Origin of the sequence: Pseudoalteromonas sp. BZB3 (assembly GCF_040104455.1) — a bacterium.
Taxonomy (GTDB): domain Bacteria; phylum Pseudomonadota; class Gammaproteobacteria; order Enterobacterales; family Alteromonadaceae; genus Pseudoalteromonas.
The window spans coordinates 1-15181 of the sequence record NZ_JBECOS010000011.1; the positions used below are offsets into that span (position 1 = coordinate 1).

The window sequence follows — 15181 nt, forward strand, 5'->3', positions numbered from 1 at the left end:
CGAAAAGGTTCGATAAACTTAGCGGCGATAATCGCCACTTGGTGACCAAGAAGTTTAAACTCACGGGCCCAATAATGCGCCCCAGAGCAGGCTTCCATGGCGATGAAGCAAGGATTGAGTTGTGCAACATAGGCAAGTAGCTTTTTACGTGACAATGTTTTTCTAAGAACAACCTTTCCTTGAGCATTCATTCCGACAAGAGAGAATGAATTTTTTGCTAAATCGATACCAAGTGTTTTAATGTTATTCATGATGGATTCCTCTTATTTGAGTGTCGCACCTTAAACATGGCACAAGTGCCTAGAAAGGGGGAGTCCATCTCATTCGTTGGTATTACTCCCACTGTCAAGTTAAACACACTGATCCTTGCCTAACTTTAAGCCATAATCTCTTAACTCAAATTAGAGCGAGTTAACGCATAGGATAAAGCAAGTAATTTCGTCGGTTTTCATGCTGGTATTCGTTGGTTATTACTATTGCTAGTAACAGAGCAGACCCTACTTAACTCGACGTGGCACCTGTTTTCAGTCTATGTTCGTGGTTCAATGTTGCGGTAGCAACATTGCCATCCTAACGCCGTCGGTGGTTGTGCCACACCCGATGCTTGACCCAATGCATTAACTCTAATTCGTTCATATTAAGCGGGTACTCTCGAATATCTTCAATGTAAGCGACTTCAACAAACTCTTTATGAGTATCTAAGCCAATGAAAAGTATGTTATGTTTAGTCATGGTAGCCACTGCTGTTTAGTTATTTGACAAACTAATTATGGCTCTGGCTTTAAGCTAACCCACGAAAATGCGGAGGCTAGTACCGTGTGGGAGTCATTATGTCTATGCACTTATTACAAAGTTAGTTTTTAGTTTAGAATAATTGCTATAGTGTAGTTCTTCCATCAAACATTTTACGATATGAACTTACATTACAAATTAAGAGACTACATAGTTGAGTTTTTAAGGAGTATTAAATATGAGTACAGAATCTTCTCAAGAAAAACCTAGTAATAAAAGCACCATCTTAAAAGCAGTTTTAATTGGCTTTGCAGTTGGTGTGGCATTTATGTTGACCGCAAAGTTTGTAAATTTCGTTATTATGTAATTGCTATGCTTTTGTGACAGGCAGTTAAAATTAGGGCTAACAATATTAGTACCTTATGCATTAAAAGATGATGAAGCGAAAGAACATTTTAAAGTTGGCTATGGGTTCATTGTTCGCTAATTTTAGCCAACATTAATACGCCGTTTATTAAGGCGTCATATTTCAAGGAGGACTAAGTGCAATTTCCAGAGCTAGAAACACCTCGGTTAATTCTTAATGAGTTATCAGAAAGTGATAGCCAGGCTTTACTTGATATTTTCTCTGATGAAAACGTTATTAAATTTTACGATATTGATGTTTATGATTCTGAGAAACAATCTTTGGAGTTAATTAAATTTTTTAATCAACGATTTGCTGACAAAAGTGGTGTTCGTTGGGCTATTCGAGTTAAGAGTACGGGAAAGTTAATTGGTACGTGTGGTTTTAACTCAATAAACCTAAAGATGAAAAGTGCAGGTATTGGGTACGAGTTGTCCTCAAAGTATTGGGGGGTTGGGTATGCTTCCGAGGCCGTTAGTAAGATTATACAATTTGTATTCTCTAATGGCCAACCATTAGGTGAACTCTACCGTATTCAAGGTGACACTATGATTGGAAATACAGCTTCTGACTCGGTGTTAAAAAAGCTGGGTTTCAAAGAGGAAGGAATTAGGCGTTCCAGTGGTTTTTGGAAAAACGAGTTCCATGATTTAAAGTGTTTTGGCTTAATAAAGCCTGAGTTTAAAGAAATATAATAAGAGACTAAACCAAAGCTAACTTTAGTCTGCTATATTGTGTCGGCTAAGCAATGCGTTATTCGCCAAGGAGGTAATGTGGAAAATAATTACTGGTTCATCATTTTAGCTTTTGTAGCTCTATTAAATTTAGTTGTTTCTATTTACTTGGCTAAGAGGACTGATTTAGAAGCTTTTCAAAAAATAGCTCAGATTATTATTGTTTGGCTAATTCCAGTATTTGCACCGGTTGGGTTGTGGTTATTCCACCGCTCACAAGATGCACCTTTTAGTTCATCAAAGCCTTTGGGCGGTGGTTCAAGCGATAGCTCAAATATCACTGGTGGCGGAGATTAAAAGGCTTATTGCAATTGACTATGGCGTCAATAACAAACTTTAAACTTTTGGCGTCTCCCACATTACACCATCTCTGAGTATAGAACTTAAAAACATAATTATTTTGCGAACGCACGCTATAGATGCCACTTTGCGCGGTTTGCTTGCTGTGACAAACTAGGTTGTACTAAAAGCAATTTGGTTACGAGTAAACATTTTAATTATAAGGACCTTTAAAGGTTACATCTTCTGTTTTTAGTTAGAACAAATGATGTTCTTGATTCTGTACCTGATTATGCTTATTGGTATACACATATATCTTGCTGCCATGTTATATCTTACGTATAGAATGAGGCCTCATCAAATTTAGAAAGTAGGTCATGTAAGCTCAGTTTAAAACGTATAAGAGGGAGAATTTCTAATTATTGAAGTTAAATAAATTAAAATGCCAAAAAACATTGATATTTTTGCTTAAGTTGTCTTAATTATTAAAGTAAAGAAAATAAAAATAACTTTTTTCTAATACTGTATCGGATTAATCAAAACAGCTATGAGTGAACAAAAAATATTTCTTTTCAAAGACTTTCCAGTACATATACTTGCACTTGATTTCGAAGATAAACGCAAGTTATTACTTCCTTCAATTTATTTTTGCGTCGCTTTTTTCTTCTTATACTATACTTTTCTAATAGTTCCTAAATTTGGTACTGATTCAGTTGTTTTCATTATCGACAATATTGGTGGGTTATTCATTATTTCAGGTTTCATCGTGAGTTATTTTTTATCACGTGTTTACAAAAACCACTTTGTGCTTTTTTTACCATCATTGATGTCAGTATTCACAACATCACTTTTTCTGCTTCATCAACCTTTTTATGAGTCGGTTGATCACCTATGGATCTCTTCACAAATTATCGGCATTATTTTCTCAATTTACTTAGGTAGCCCTAAGTGGAATGTTTGTTTATTCATACTTAATGCACTTATTCCTCCATTAATTGGTGTTTTTTCAGATCATCTCAGTCCAACAAACATTATTTACAAACAAGCGATTGTTTATTACGCCAGCGTGATATCTATTTATTTGTCATACAGAGTTTTAGAAGGAAAATCTGAACTTGCACTAGCAAGAGATAAAGCAATAAATACAGAAGCGTTTAAATCACAGTTCCTTGCCAACATGTCACATGAATTACGCACACCTATGAACGGCGTTTTAGGGAGCCTGCAATTACTCGAGCGTGAACCACTTAATCATAAGCAGCAGCAACTTCTATGTAATGGTATTTCAAGTTCAAAGCTTTTGCTTTGTGTGCTTAATGACATTCTTGATATTTCAAAGCTTGAATCACGCCAGCTTAAACTTGATATTAAAAGTGAAAATATTGTTTTGACTATTGAAGAAGCTGTAAGGGAGATGAGCTACCTTGCTTCTGAAAAAAAACTTAGCTTGAACTTTAAATATGACCTAGAGATGGAACAGTTTTGGCAATTTGATTCATTAAGACTCAAACAAATCATGTTGAATCTGATATCTAACGCAGTAAAGTTTACCGAGCAAGGCCAGGTTTCTGTAAATCTTTCACAAAAAACGACGAACTTGGAAATCTCTGTTTCTGATACTGGCATTGGCATGAGTGAGGATTTTCTTCAGCAAATTTTCCAACGTTTTACACAAGCAGAGCCGTCTACTTCAAAGCAATATGGTGGTACAGGCCTCGGAACCGCAATTTGTTTTGAGATTGTTAGTTTAATGAATGGTCAAATCGAGGTGACAAGTGAGTTGGGTAAGGGAAGCACTTTTACCGTAAGTTTGCCTTTGCAAGAGAGTCAAACTCATGATGTAGAGCAAGTAAAAGAACAAGATATAAAGGTGCCAAATGGCGAAGGGCTTACAACTTTAATTGCTGAAGACAACATGATCAACTATGTCGTCTTCGAGGCGATGATGTCACCCACAAATACACATATTTTATTTGCTAAGGATGGGGTAGAAGCCATCGACTTATTTTCAAAGTCACATGTGGATATTATCTTTTTAGATATTCAAATGCCTAATATGGACGGTATAGAAGCATGTAAAGCAATTAGACAACTGTCAAATAATATACCGATCATAGCAATAACTGCTAACCTTTTTGAAGATGACATTAGAAAATATGAAGAGGTAGGCTTTGATGGGTATTTATCTAAGCCATTGGACATGCAAAAACTATATGACCTTTATGCTTCATTTATTCATCAAAGTAGGGCTAATTAGCCAACTAAGCTTTCGTAATCTTTAAAAGTTAGTGCGGTTATGAACCGCAGATTTCTTGTTAACTTGCAAGCTTATATTAATCGACTTCTCCGAAAGCACCATAAAAATAACGCGATTTGAAGCCCAGCTACCCCGCTGTAAAACCACAGTGTGTCTATACCCCCTGAAATGAATATGACCATGACGCTGAATAAAAGAAAACCACCTAAATAGCACCAATGACTGCCGTTAAAAAACTTAGTTGCAATGAAATGAGTCGGTAAGCCGAAAATAACCCAGCCAATAATAGAAAAAGTAAAGTAAAAGAGGCCAACAAAGGTAATTGAGGTGTAGAAGTAATATAAATCAATTGAAACATAACTTGATTCGTTAGACCAAAACAGCACCATGAATGGAATAAACGACATCAAGATGGCTCTAAATATTGAGTGAAAGCTGTGAAGCACTTGTTTTTTATTGAGGCAAAACAGAGTACGGGAGCTAGGTTTCATCGTCTTCATTTAACATCGCCATTAGAGCAGGTCTTACCACAGACAGAATGAGCACGATTATGACAATTGCACCGAGTGCTAACCTAACGGTTTTAAAAAACCATGGCTTTTGCCATATCTCTCCTGTTTCTTCTTGTAACTTTTTCTGTTTGATGAATTCGTCATAAGCTTTATTTAAATCTGCGTGTTTGGTGATTTCTGGATACTCGATAACATAGCCAATTTTAGCCAGCGAGATCCGTGCAAGCTCAGATTGTGCTTGGTCAACATAAAGCATGTGGTTTTTAACATCAGCGCGATATTGAATACGCTCTTGATCTAATACATCGGCAATTTTTACCGAGTCGACTAAGCGCATGTCTTGAATAAGTGGTCTATAGATAGAGCTTTCGCTTCTGGCCCATATAATAACAAAAATGGCTATGATGAGTGATATACCAAGTGTCATCATTAATTTGAGTTCTTTTGTGATAAGTGTATTGATGTTGTTTCTCCAAAACTTCGATTCTAAAGCTTTAATTCATAATAGTTATTTTCTTGGAGGCCCATTAAATCACAGAGCCTCAATGACTCTTCTTTTAAACCGCTCCTGCAAACAACCTCGCATGTGTCTTTCTCGCATATTCATCAGACATGCCCGATAAATAGTCGGTTAGTACGCGCATTCTCGCATTTTCATCTTTTGCTTTTTCAAAGATCACTTGGGTTGTGTGTGGCAGTAGTCGCATTGGGTCGCTGGCGAATGCTTTGAATAAGTCCATCAACAGGTTTTGGCCACTGAATTCTATTTGCTGCATTTTGGGTTCGCGGATGAGTCGCTCGTAAACGAAGATTTTCAGCACTTGCAGAATTGCTGCAAACTCGGGCTCGAGTTTAACGGTGTTTTTAAGTAAGTCTGATTCAAACGCGTCGTTTTGTGTTTGCATACTGCTGTTGACAATGAATAAGTTTACAAGCTCGCCAATGGCGTCTTTTCTGAGTGACTCATCATCTGAGAATAAGCGCTGAGTAAGTGCGTCTAAGTTTTGCTTTAACCAAGGTGAATCGAGTGCTTTGAGTTTTGGCATGGCGTAGTTGTGCCAATCTGAGGCTGACAATGTTTCTGTGGCAATGGCGTCTTCTAAATCGTGAACGGCATAGGCGATGTCGTCAGCCATTTCCATGATGGCGCAATCGAGCGACTTAAATTGGGTTTTATTTCTAAAGTCATCCCAAGGTCTATTCGATTGCAGTAAGTCTTTATCGGCGTTTGAGAAAGGCGCGAGTACCCAGTCAAAAATGTCTTGGTCGCAGTTATACACGCCTTTGGCTGGCAGCCAATGGTGGGCGGTAATAAATGATGAAGCAGGGTCGTGCTCAGCTTGCGAATGCCAAAGCTGATTGATTAATGCCGGATATTTTATAAAGCCCAGTAAGGTGCGGCGCGTTAGGTTCATACCAAAGCCTTTAGAATAAGGCTCAAGTTTGGCAACGATGCGCAGTGTTTGGGCGTTGCCTTCAAAACCACCATGTTTACGCGTCATAAAGTTCAGTGCAGTTTCGCCGCCATGGCCAAAGGGTGGGTGGCCGATATCGTGGGCTAAACATAAGGTTTCAATTAAGCTTGTGCTTGGAAACAACGAAAAATCGGGATGGCTATTTTGTAAGTGGCGTAATAAGCCGGTACCAATTTGTGCAACTTCGAGCGAGTGAGTCAGTCGAGTACGGTAAAAGTCGTTAACGCCAATCGACATGATCTGCGTCTTGGCTTGCAGTCGCCTGAAAGCGGCTGCATGAATAATACGAGAGCGGTCAACTTGAAAAGCTGAGCGGTTATCGTTGGGTCTATTTTTACGTTGTTCACATCGTCGTTGCTGCCAAATCAAGTCCATAAATCCTCGAATATTCCTCATTCAGGTGTATCAAAATAGTGACATAATCTCAGCGTATTTTGGGGTAATTCGCCTTTATTGGCGAATTTATATATAATTACGCGCTTTTGAGTTCATTAATAGTATACATAGTGCAGGTTACAATTGCTTTTCGCAACGCATAAAGTGTGGTGTTTAGCAGGTAACAACCCATTCATGGAAGCGGGGAATGTGCTGTTTTATCGGAGAAAAAATGCTAAGAAATTTACTTAAACTGGTTATTGCTGTGGTTGCTATTTATGGTTTGATATATCCATTCATTCAGCCTGAAGAAGTGATTGAAGAGGTGGTTGAAGCACCTGTTCAAGAGCAGCTACCAGTAAAAAAAGTGGAAGTAGAAAAACCACTTCATGATGTAGAGTTACCAGACTTTGCAAATATCAAAGATGTGAGAGCCAAGAAAAAGGCATTCTTTGATTTCATAAAACCTCATGTAGTAAAAGAAAACCAAGCTATTTTGCAGCAACGCGCGTCGATTGAGATTGCATTAATGATGCTGCAATTTGAAGAAGAGTTGACCTCAACACAAGTTAAAAAACTAGACGATATTTTTGCTTATTACCGTTTGGGTGATGCCGACTATACAGTCGAAAGCCTACAAACTGCTTTGGTACATGTTGATATTATTCCAAAAGAATTGGCGCTAATGCAGGCAGCCAATGAATCTGCTTGGGGTACATCAAGGTTTGCGCGAATTGGCCTTAACTTTTTTGGGCAGTGGTGTTACAAGAAGGGCTGCGGTTTGGTTCCTAAAAGACGCGCAGACGAAGCAGCCCATGAAGTTGCAGCGTTTAAGTCTGTGAGAGCCAGTGTTAAATCGTATTTTAGAAATTTAAACACCCATAATGCGTACACCGAGCTAAGAGCAAAACGTGCACAATTACGTGCTGAGAAAAAGCCAATTGATGCAACAGAGCTGACTGCAGGCTTGCTTTCTTATTCTGAGCGCGGTGATGCGTATATTGAAGAATTAAATGACATGATCCGTCAGAACAAGGCTTATTTTAATGAAGAATAAATTTTTTGCGCTCGCGTTAGCGGCTATTGGGTTTACTCAACCAGCTATGGCCGATAACTTTGTGGTGTCTTACGATGGCTTTCACGACCGTTTGAAGGTGATTGAAAAAGGTGAGTTCGAGTTTGCCCGCGTTAATTTTTACATTGTCGATATTGCCACGCTTGAGCCGTGTAAAATTGCCAAAGGTAAAATTGTAACCGAGAACAGTGAAACGCCTTTAACCTACACTGAAGATGCGCAATTACTACTTCCTTACGACGACAAACTAGATAAAGACAAAGCGGTATTGGTCATTGAACCACAAAACCCAAAGCATGATTGCCAGTTAAAGTTTCAGATTGAAGCTGAGCACTTTGGGTTAGAAAATTTAACCAAAGCTGACATTTATCAGCTTCATCATGAGTTTGATGAACTGTTATCGGACTTATCTGGCTTCTTTGTAAGTAAGCTAATGAGCTTTTTATTGCCATCGCAGAAAGGGATCTCGGTTAAGTTTGATAATCAGGTTGCTTTCAAGCAGCCGGGTGTTAGCTGCGCGAATAACGTGTGTAAGTTTACTGTGGAAGACAGCTGGGAAGGCGATGACTTTAGATTTACCAGTGATTCTATGAGTGCAAAACCTGTATTAATCACACCTTGGATTGAAAAATAAGCGTTAAAATTAACGGTTTGTTTTATCGAAAAAGAGAAAGCGTTGAGTTGTGAACTCATCGCTTTTTTTTATGGGTGTTTAACCCGACATAAAGTCGGTGCTACAGAGATGTGGTTTATAAAATAGGGCATTGAAACAGCAATTTTGTACAAAACAGATTGCTAAATAGTGTTATAAAAGAGATACCATTATTTAGAGGCAAATCGGTTGGCAAAAGAGCAGGCAAAATATCACTATGCCGATGTATTAAACGGCCTTGAGGTAGTCGATGCACAATATGAGCGACAAACCTTTTCAAAGCATGTTCATGAAGGCTATACCATTGGCTTGATTGAGCAGGGGGCGCAGCGTTTTTATCGCAGTGGGGCAAACCATGTTGCTGCTCAAAATAGCATTATTCTAGTTAATGCCGATGATGTTCACACAGGCGAAACGGCAACGGCGGGCGGCTGGAAATATAAAGCCCTTTACCCGACTGTTGAGCACTTTAATCAAATCTCTAAAGATTTAGTAAATAATCAAAGCCTCACGCCTTACTTTAAAGACTCTGTGATTGAAGATGCTCGAATAGCGGCGCAGCTCAGATGTCTATTCGAACAGATTGAAAATGGGGCATCAAAATTACTTATTGAAACGCTGTTGTACAGTACCTTGGCACAATTAGCGGCTGGCTATGGTCGTCATGTCAAAGCGGTAAAAGCAGCCAGTGTTGATGTGCAAAAACTCAAACTCGCAAGAGAGTTTTTAGACGAATATACCCAAGTTAACGTCTCGTTAGAGCAGCTAGCGAATGTAGTTGGCTGCAGTAAATTTCACTTTGTGCGCCAATTCAATCAGGCATTTGGTATTACGCCCCATGCCTATCAAATTCAAGCCAGGCTTATCAAAGCAAAGAAGATGCTTCGCGCTGGTGCATCTATTTTAGATACCGCTATCGGCTGTGGTTTTCATGACCAAAGTCATTTCAACCGCCATTTTAAAAAAGCATTAGGCACAACGCCTAAACAGTTTCAACTCACGTCAGTAGTAGCCTAGCTAAAACCAACCCTCAAAATAGAACACTTATTTAAGAGGATGGGTATAAAAGCAATTTTACGAGCGCAACTTTGTACAATAAATTGTTTTAAGCACTGATTATGCTTTAACGACAAACTATTCATCGTTGAGCTTAAAATATGGCATCATCCAAACCCCTAATAGAAGAGTTAGACAATACAGCACCTATGCAAGCTGAAAATCAACAAGGAAATTTGAGTATTATTGTGCGCGGGTTCATTGATATGTTCCCGCTCTGTGTGGCTGTGATCCCGTGGGGGATCTTATGCGGATCTTTAGCCATTCAAGTTGGGTTGTCGCCTTTGCAGGCACAAGCCATGTCTTTGTTTGTTTTTGCAGGAGCCGCGCAGTTAGCGGGCATGCAATTAATTGGCTTGGGTAGCCCTGCTATGCCGATTTTATCTTCAACATTTGTAATAAGCTCTCGCCACTTATTATATTCAGCGGTTTTTCAAAGTTACGTGAGAGATTTACCCTTGTTTAAACGTATCGTTTTTGCATTTTTTTTAACTGATGAAATGTTTGCGTTGACCAACGCCTACATCGCAAAACATAAACGTTTTTGTTATGCATATGCGGTTGCGTCGGGTATTGCCTTTTATGTGATGTGGAATCTAGCCACGCTGGTGGGCATAGTGGCGGGTAATAATATAGAGAATTTACAAGCCTACGGATTGGAGTTCGCCATAGCGGCAACTTTCATCGCATTAGTAGTGCCAGCCATAAAAGACAAGCCTGTTTTGATGTCGGTATTGGCAAGTGGAGTCTCTGTTCTGGTTTTAGAGCTGTTAGCATTTGAGTATGCGTTAATTGCCTCGACTTTTATTGGTATGTTTGCTGGGTATTCCTTTGCAATAAAGAGTGTTGCGAGAAAGAGTGCCTCAAGAAATGTGAGCGATAAATACACAGCTAAGCAGGAGCAAAATGATGAATAACGATCTATTGATAGTATTAATGACTGCCATCACTTTCTCATGTCGATATCTGTTTTTTATGAAGTCACTTCCCATCAGTTTGAGCCCGAGATTACAACAATTGTTGCAGTACACAGCACCATCAGTGTTAACCGCAATGTGGGTGCCGATTGTGTTTTTAGGACATAAAACCGAAGGCGCTGCGTTTTTCCATAGTCCATTTTTGTATGCTGGATTAATTACCGTGTTGGCGAGTTTAAAGATTAAAAATACCTTGGCAGTGGTGGTTATAGGTATGGGGTCATTTTTGATACTGAATTTGGTTTTATGATTTGAGAGTGAAAAGCTTGAAGTCAGGGGCTATTCCCCGAGTAAATAAAAACGCAGCCCTTGAGCTGCGTTTTGTTTAGAGTAAAACGTAAAATTTAATAAGCGTCGTTATGCACTTTTGCTGCGCGACCAGATGGGTCGGCATTTTCTTGGAATGCTTTATCCCAAGCTAAAGCCTGCGGAGTCGAACAGGCAACTGATTTACCATGTGGTACACATTTCGCTGCAGCTTCACCCGGAAAGTGCTCTTCAAAGATTGTGCGATAGAAATAGGCTTCTTTGCTATCAGGGGTATTGATAGGGAAGCGATATTGCGCGTTTTCAAGCTCAGAATCAGATACTTGCTCTTCAACAAATTCTTTCAAAGAATCAATCCAAGAATAGCCCACGCCATCAGAGAACTGCTCTTTTTGACGCCATAGCACTTCATCAGGTAAATAGCCGTCGAATGCTTCACGAACGATATGCTTCTCAATGCGGCCATCTTTACACATTTTGTAATCAGGGTTGGTGCGCATGGCAATATCAACAAACTCTTTGTCTAAGAATGGTACGCGCGCTTCAACACCCCAAGCGGCCATTGATTTGTTAGCACGTAAACAGTCAAACATATGCAGTTTTGAAACTTTACGGTTTAACTCTTCATGGAATTCTTGCGCATTTGGCGCTTTATGGAAGTATAAGTAACCGCCAAATAGTTCATCAGCCCCTTCGCCTGAAAGCACCATTTTAATGCCCATAGCTTTGATTTGACGCGACATTAAATACATTGGCGTAGATGCTCGTACCGTAGTCACATCATAAGTTTCTAGGTGATAGATCACTTCTCGTAGTGCATCTAGCCCCTGTTGAACGGTAAAGTGAATAGGATGGTGCACAGTACCAATTTCATCTGCAACTTTTTGCGCAGCAGCTAAATCTGGTGAGCCTTCAAGACCGATAGAAAAAGAGTGTAGTTTAGGCCACCATGCGTCTGACTCATCGTTGTCTTCAATACGTTTAGCGGCAAACTTTTGGGTAATGGCTGAAATAACCGAAGAATCTAAGCCGCCAGACAGTAATACGCCATAAGGTACGTCACACATAAGTTGGCGTTTAACTGCAGCTTCAAGACCGTCTTTTACTTCTTCAGCACTGGCAGAGTTGTCTTTTACCGCATCAAATGACTGCCAGTCACGTTGATAGTAGCTATGTAGCGTGCCTTCTTTTGAATATAGATAATGACCTGGAGGAAACTCTTCAATGCTGGTACAAATCGGTGTAAGCGCTTTCATTTCACTGGCGACATAAAAGTTGCCGTGCTGATCGCGACCCGTATAAAGTGGAATAATACCAATGTGGTCACGACCAATTAAATAAGCATCGTTTTCTTCATCGTATAAGCAGAACGCGAAAATACCGTTCAGATCGTCTAAAAACTCAGGGCCTTTTTGTTTGTATAGCGCCAAGATGACTTCGCAATCGGATTCTGTTTGAAATTCAAAGTCAGTGGTTAAATTTGCAGCAAGTTCTTTATGGTTATAGATTTCACCATTGACTGCAAGAATATGGGTTTTCTCAGGGTTGTATAGTGGTTGCGCACCACTTGAAACGCCAACGATTGCTAAGCGCTCATGGACTAAAATGGCTTTATCTGATGAATAGACACCTGACCAATCTGGGCCTCGATGTCGTAGCTTTTTAGACATCTCAATTGCTTGTGTTCGCAACTGAGCGGGATCTGTCTTAAGTTCTAGTACTCCAAAAATAGAACACATAATTACCTCATTCCTGTTAATTGCTGTCTGCGCATTGCCTGTTTTGTCAGGCATAGTTAAAGAATTGTAAAATTGCGCAGCTACAGCCTCTATAACTAACAGAAAATTTTAGTTAAGTCACATAGATAATTAGGCTTAAAATGAATTTTTTATGTCAAAGCTGGTGCAATAGCAAAACACTATTGCACCAATATGAAAAAGAGAGTGAATTGCGTGATTAATGTGTAGTACCAGCGGCTACTTTGAGATCAGGTTCGTTTGAAAGTCCATTTCTTATCAATAGCTTGAGTGCATCAACAACCGTTATTTGACTCATGCTTGGTGCACCACTGTGGTGCACAGCTTGCTCTGGCAAAAATGGAATATGGATGAAGCCGCCTCGAATCGATTCATCGTTCTCACCAAAATGGCGCGCTATATAATCCAGTAAGCCAAACATGACATGGTTACACACATAAGTGCCTGCCGTATTTGACACTTCAGCCGGAATGCCTGCTTCTATCAAGCCTTTAAACATGGTTTTGATAGGCAACTTGGCAAAATATGCCGCAGGTGCATCATCAATAATGGTAGTATCGACTGGTTGATTACCCGCATTGTCAGCAATGCGAGCATCATCGATATTAATGGCAATACGTTCTATTGAAATATGAGAGCGGCCGCCTGCTTGACCAATGCACAACACTAAGCTTGGCTGATGTTTTTCTATCGCTTGATATAAGTGTTTAAGGGAACGCCCGAATTCACAAGGCAACTCTACACATTCAACCTGGTGGTCATTAATGCTTTGACCATGTAATTGTTTTACCGCTTGCCATGAAGGGTTAATACTTTCACCGCCAAAGGGTTCAAAACCCGTCAGGAGTACGGTCTTTAATTCGGTCTTGGTTTGTTTAGTCATTAAAGATCACTCCGTACATTAAGAAAATATTGATAATTAGTAATGCAATGGCCGTTGGGATCTGCACTTTGATAACTTGATATTTGTCTTTTAAATCAAGTAGTGCGGCAGGCACAATATTAAAGTTTGCAGCCATTGGCGTCATCAGCGTACCGCAGTAACCAGAATACATACCTATGGCAACAAGCGGTGCTGCAGCGGCGCCGTGGCCTTCAATTAAAAACGGTAGGGCGACACCCGCAGTCATCACAGGGAAAGCCGCAAACGCATTGCCCATGATCATGGTAAATAGCGCCATACCAACACAGTACAACACCACTAACATAAAGCGGTTATCTGGCGAGATAAATAGCTTCACAAGATCTTGAATGGCAGTGCCGGTGTTGGCTACGATAAATACGCCACCTAACATGGCGAGCATTTGAGGTAAAATAGCCGCCCAGCCAATTGAATCTACCAAACGGCGCGATTCAGAGAGTGCTTGGAAAGGCGAGCCTGAGGTAAAACGCCAAGCAACAATCAGTGCAACACCACATGCGAGGGTGAGTGAAGCAAGCGTTACATGTTTTTGGTCAAATAAATACACCTCAGCAATGTTCAAATTACTTAAAAGCAATGTACAGACCACAGTGACGACTGGGATTAAAACTGCGGGCACAAATAACTTATTGCCTATTCGCTTAGCGTCACTTTCAAGTTGCTCTTCTGATGGCTGATGGTAAGAGCCCATCGAGACTTTGCCAAAGCCAGCAAGTAAGGCAATGGCGATGACACTAAAGCCAACCCACTGATAGGTGAGAGACTCGCCAATTAATTGTATTGAGAGATCACCAAATAAAAATACATTACCAAACAAGAACCAAAATAGGGCTGTGGTGTATTTTTGCGGATGCTGTTTATCTTGTAAGGTTTTAACCACTAAAAACATCACAACAAAGCCAATCAAAAGATAGATGTTTTCAATTGAAATAATGGCTGCGCTATTCACTGTATTCTCGTTTACTGGGGCACTCATGATAATGCCCCCTCAGCGTTTTTCGCTTGCTGTGATTTATGCTCTGCAATTAGGTTTCTAATTTTTGCTTCAAAGCGCGCAAGACGGAACAGGTGAACGATTAAAGCGGCGATAGCAGTTGGAATAGCCCAAAGACCAATGTTTAGAGGCTCAATGCCCGCAATGCCATTTTCTTTTAAGAAGGCGTCCATCAAAAGTACAGCGCCAAAAGCAATAAAGATATCTTCACCAAAAAACACCGCAATGTTGTCGCAAGCCGCGGCGTGGGCACTAATTAAGTCTTTAATTGGTTTAGGTAATTCACCATGCGTATTCGCGGCGGCACCTAATGCCATAGGGGCAAGTAATGGGCGAACTGTTTGCGCTTGGCCCGCTAGACTTAAAAGGCCTAGAGCCGCAGAGCATTCACGTACCACAAAATACATGCTTAAAATACGGGCGGTTGTAGCGCCTTTAATGTTAGCAATCCAAGTTTTTGCTCGCTGCTGCAGACCGTAGCGTTCTAGAATAGCTATCACAGGCAAGATAAGTAAAAAGCTAGCGAGTTGGCGGGAGTTCATAAACTTTTCGCCAAAGGTTTCGATTAAGGCGATAAAGTCCATGTCTACAGCTATACCTGTGGCAATACCTGCCGCGGTCACAACCAGTAGTGGGTTGAACTTTAAGGCAAAGCCAACCACAACGACTAGAATGCCAATCAGCGGCATATAGTTTAAATCAAACATGATG

16 protein-coding genes and 2 pseudogenes are annotated in these 15181 nt (G+C 40.2%); 9 read left to right on the forward strand and 9 right to left on the reverse strand.

What is annotated here, in order from left to right; all coding sequences use genetic code 11:
* Both ABMY35_RS12335 and ABMY35_RS12340 read right to left on the reverse strand, forming a co-directional pair.
* Nucleotides 1–251 (reverse strand): annotated as a pseudogene (locus ABMY35_RS12335) (IS110 family transposase); the annotation flags it as partial.
* A 319-nt stretch (nucleotides 252–570) separates the two neighbouring features.
* Nucleotides 571–732, reverse strand: a complete 162-nt coding sequence (locus ABMY35_RS12340) for a hypothetical protein (RefSeq protein ID WP_349286691.1) — start codon at nucleotides 730–732, stop codon at nucleotides 571–573.
* 238 nt (nucleotides 733–970) lie between these two features.
* On the opposite strand from ABMY35_RS12340, the gene ABMY35_RS12345 reads away from it, so the two are divergent.
* From ABMY35_RS12345 to ABMY35_RS12355, 3 genes are all read left to right on the forward strand, one after another.
* The gene (locus ABMY35_RS12345) at nucleotides 971–1099 is read left to right on the forward strand and encodes a hypothetical protein (protein WP_349286474.1); all 129 of its coding nucleotides are present in this window, start codon (nucleotides 971–973) and stop codon (nucleotides 1097–1099) included.
* A gap of 176 nt (nucleotides 1100–1275) precedes the next feature.
* Nucleotides 1276–1833: a GNAT family protein gene (locus ABMY35_RS12350; protein ID WP_349286475.1), complete on the forward strand. Its 558-nt coding sequence runs from the start codon at nucleotides 1276–1278 to the stop codon at nucleotides 1831–1833.
* Nucleotides 1834–1911: 78 nt separating this feature from the next.
* Complete coding sequence (locus tag ABMY35_RS12355) at nucleotides 1912–2169, forward strand: hypothetical protein (protein ID WP_349286476.1); 258 nt, start codon at nucleotides 1912–1914, stop codon at nucleotides 2167–2169.
* 39 nt (nucleotides 2170–2208) lie between these two features.
* On the opposite strand, the pseudogene ABMY35_RS12360 reads toward ABMY35_RS12355, so the two are convergent.
* Nucleotides 2209–2322: pseudogene (locus tag ABMY35_RS12360) on the reverse strand (IS110 family transposase); the annotation flags it as partial.
* 376 nt (nucleotides 2323–2698) lie between these two features.
* Between ABMY35_RS12360 and ABMY35_RS12365 the strand changes: the two are divergent.
* Complete coding sequence (locus ABMY35_RS12365) at nucleotides 2699–4408, forward strand: ATP-binding protein (protein WP_349286477.1); 1710 nt, start codon at nucleotides 2699–2701, stop codon at nucleotides 4406–4408.
* A 480-nt stretch (nucleotides 4409–4888) separates the two neighbouring features.
* Here the strand turns inward: ABMY35_RS12365 and ABMY35_RS12370 are convergent, their stop codons facing one another.
* Both ABMY35_RS12370 and ABMY35_RS12375 read right to left on the reverse strand, forming a co-directional pair.
* The gene (locus ABMY35_RS12370; RefSeq protein ID WP_349286478.1) at nucleotides 4889–5350 is read right to left on the reverse strand and encodes a hypothetical protein; all 462 of its coding nucleotides are present in this window, start codon (nucleotides 5348–5350) and stop codon (nucleotides 4889–4891) included.
* A gap of 127 nt (nucleotides 5351–5477) precedes the next feature.
* Nucleotides 5478–6770 (reverse strand): anti-phage deoxyguanosine triphosphatase, encoded by a 1293-nt coding sequence (locus ABMY35_RS12375; protein WP_349286479.1) that lies wholly within the window; start codon nucleotides 6768–6770, stop codon nucleotides 5478–5480.
* Between the two features lie 232 nt (nucleotides 6771–7002).
* Here ABMY35_RS12375 and ABMY35_RS12380 point away from each other — a divergent pair, with 232 nt between their 5' ends.
* The 5 genes from ABMY35_RS12380 (at nucleotide 7003) to ABMY35_RS12400 (ending at nucleotide 10780) form a co-directional block, all read left to right on the forward strand.
* Nucleotides 7003–7827 (forward strand): glucosaminidase domain-containing protein, encoded by an 825-nt coding sequence (locus ABMY35_RS12380; RefSeq protein WP_349286480.1) that lies wholly within the window; start codon nucleotides 7003–7005, stop codon nucleotides 7825–7827.
* Between the two features lie 46 nt (nucleotides 7828–7873).
* Entirely contained in the window at nucleotides 7874–8479 is a 606-nt protein-coding gene (locus ABMY35_RS12385) for a DUF2987 domain-containing protein (RefSeq protein ID WP_349286685.1), read from the forward strand.
* Between the two features lie 207 nt (nucleotides 8480–8686).
* The gene (locus tag ABMY35_RS12390; RefSeq protein ID WP_349286481.1) at nucleotides 8687–9514 is read left to right on the forward strand and encodes an AraC family transcriptional regulator; all 828 of its coding nucleotides are present in this window, start codon (nucleotides 8687–8689) and stop codon (nucleotides 9512–9514) included.
* Between the two features lie 140 nt (nucleotides 9515–9654).
* The gene (locus ABMY35_RS12395; protein WP_349286482.1) at nucleotides 9655–10470 is read left to right on the forward strand and encodes an AzlC family ABC transporter permease; all 816 of its coding nucleotides are present in this window, start codon (nucleotides 9655–9657) and stop codon (nucleotides 10468–10470) included.
* Nucleotides 10460–10780: an AzlD domain-containing protein gene (locus ABMY35_RS12400; protein ID WP_349286483.1), complete on the forward strand. Its 321-nt coding sequence runs from the start codon at nucleotides 10460–10462 to the stop codon at nucleotides 10778–10780. The genes ABMY35_RS12395 and ABMY35_RS12400 overlap by 11 nt, the downstream gene beginning before the upstream one ends.
* Before the next feature lie 94 nt (nucleotides 10781–10874).
* On the opposite strand, the gene asnB is transcribed toward ABMY35_RS12400, so the two are convergent.
* From asnB to ABMY35_RS12420, 4 genes are all read right to left on the reverse strand, one after another.
* Nucleotides 10875–12536: an asparagine synthase B gene (gene asnB, locus ABMY35_RS12405; RefSeq protein WP_349286484.1), complete on the reverse strand. Its 1662-nt coding sequence runs from the start codon at nucleotides 12534–12536 to the stop codon at nucleotides 10875–10877.
* A gap of 217 nt (nucleotides 12537–12753) precedes the next feature.
* Nucleotides 12754–13437: a pyroglutamyl-peptidase I gene (gene pcp / locus ABMY35_RS12410; protein WP_349286485.1), complete on the reverse strand. Its 684-nt coding sequence runs from the start codon at nucleotides 13435–13437 to the stop codon at nucleotides 12754–12756.
* Nucleotides 13430–14452 (reverse strand): DUF979 domain-containing protein, encoded by a 1023-nt coding sequence (locus ABMY35_RS12415; RefSeq protein ID WP_349286486.1) that lies wholly within the window; start codon nucleotides 14450–14452, stop codon nucleotides 13430–13432. The genes pcp and ABMY35_RS12415 overlap by 8 nt, the downstream gene beginning before the upstream one ends.
* Complete coding sequence (locus ABMY35_RS12420; protein ID WP_349286487.1) at nucleotides 14449–15177, reverse strand: DUF969 domain-containing protein; 729 nt, start codon at nucleotides 15175–15177, stop codon at nucleotides 14449–14451. Before ABMY35_RS12420 ends, ABMY35_RS12415 begins: the two co-directional genes overlap by 4 nt.
* Nucleotides 15178–15181: the final 4 nt, after the last annotated feature.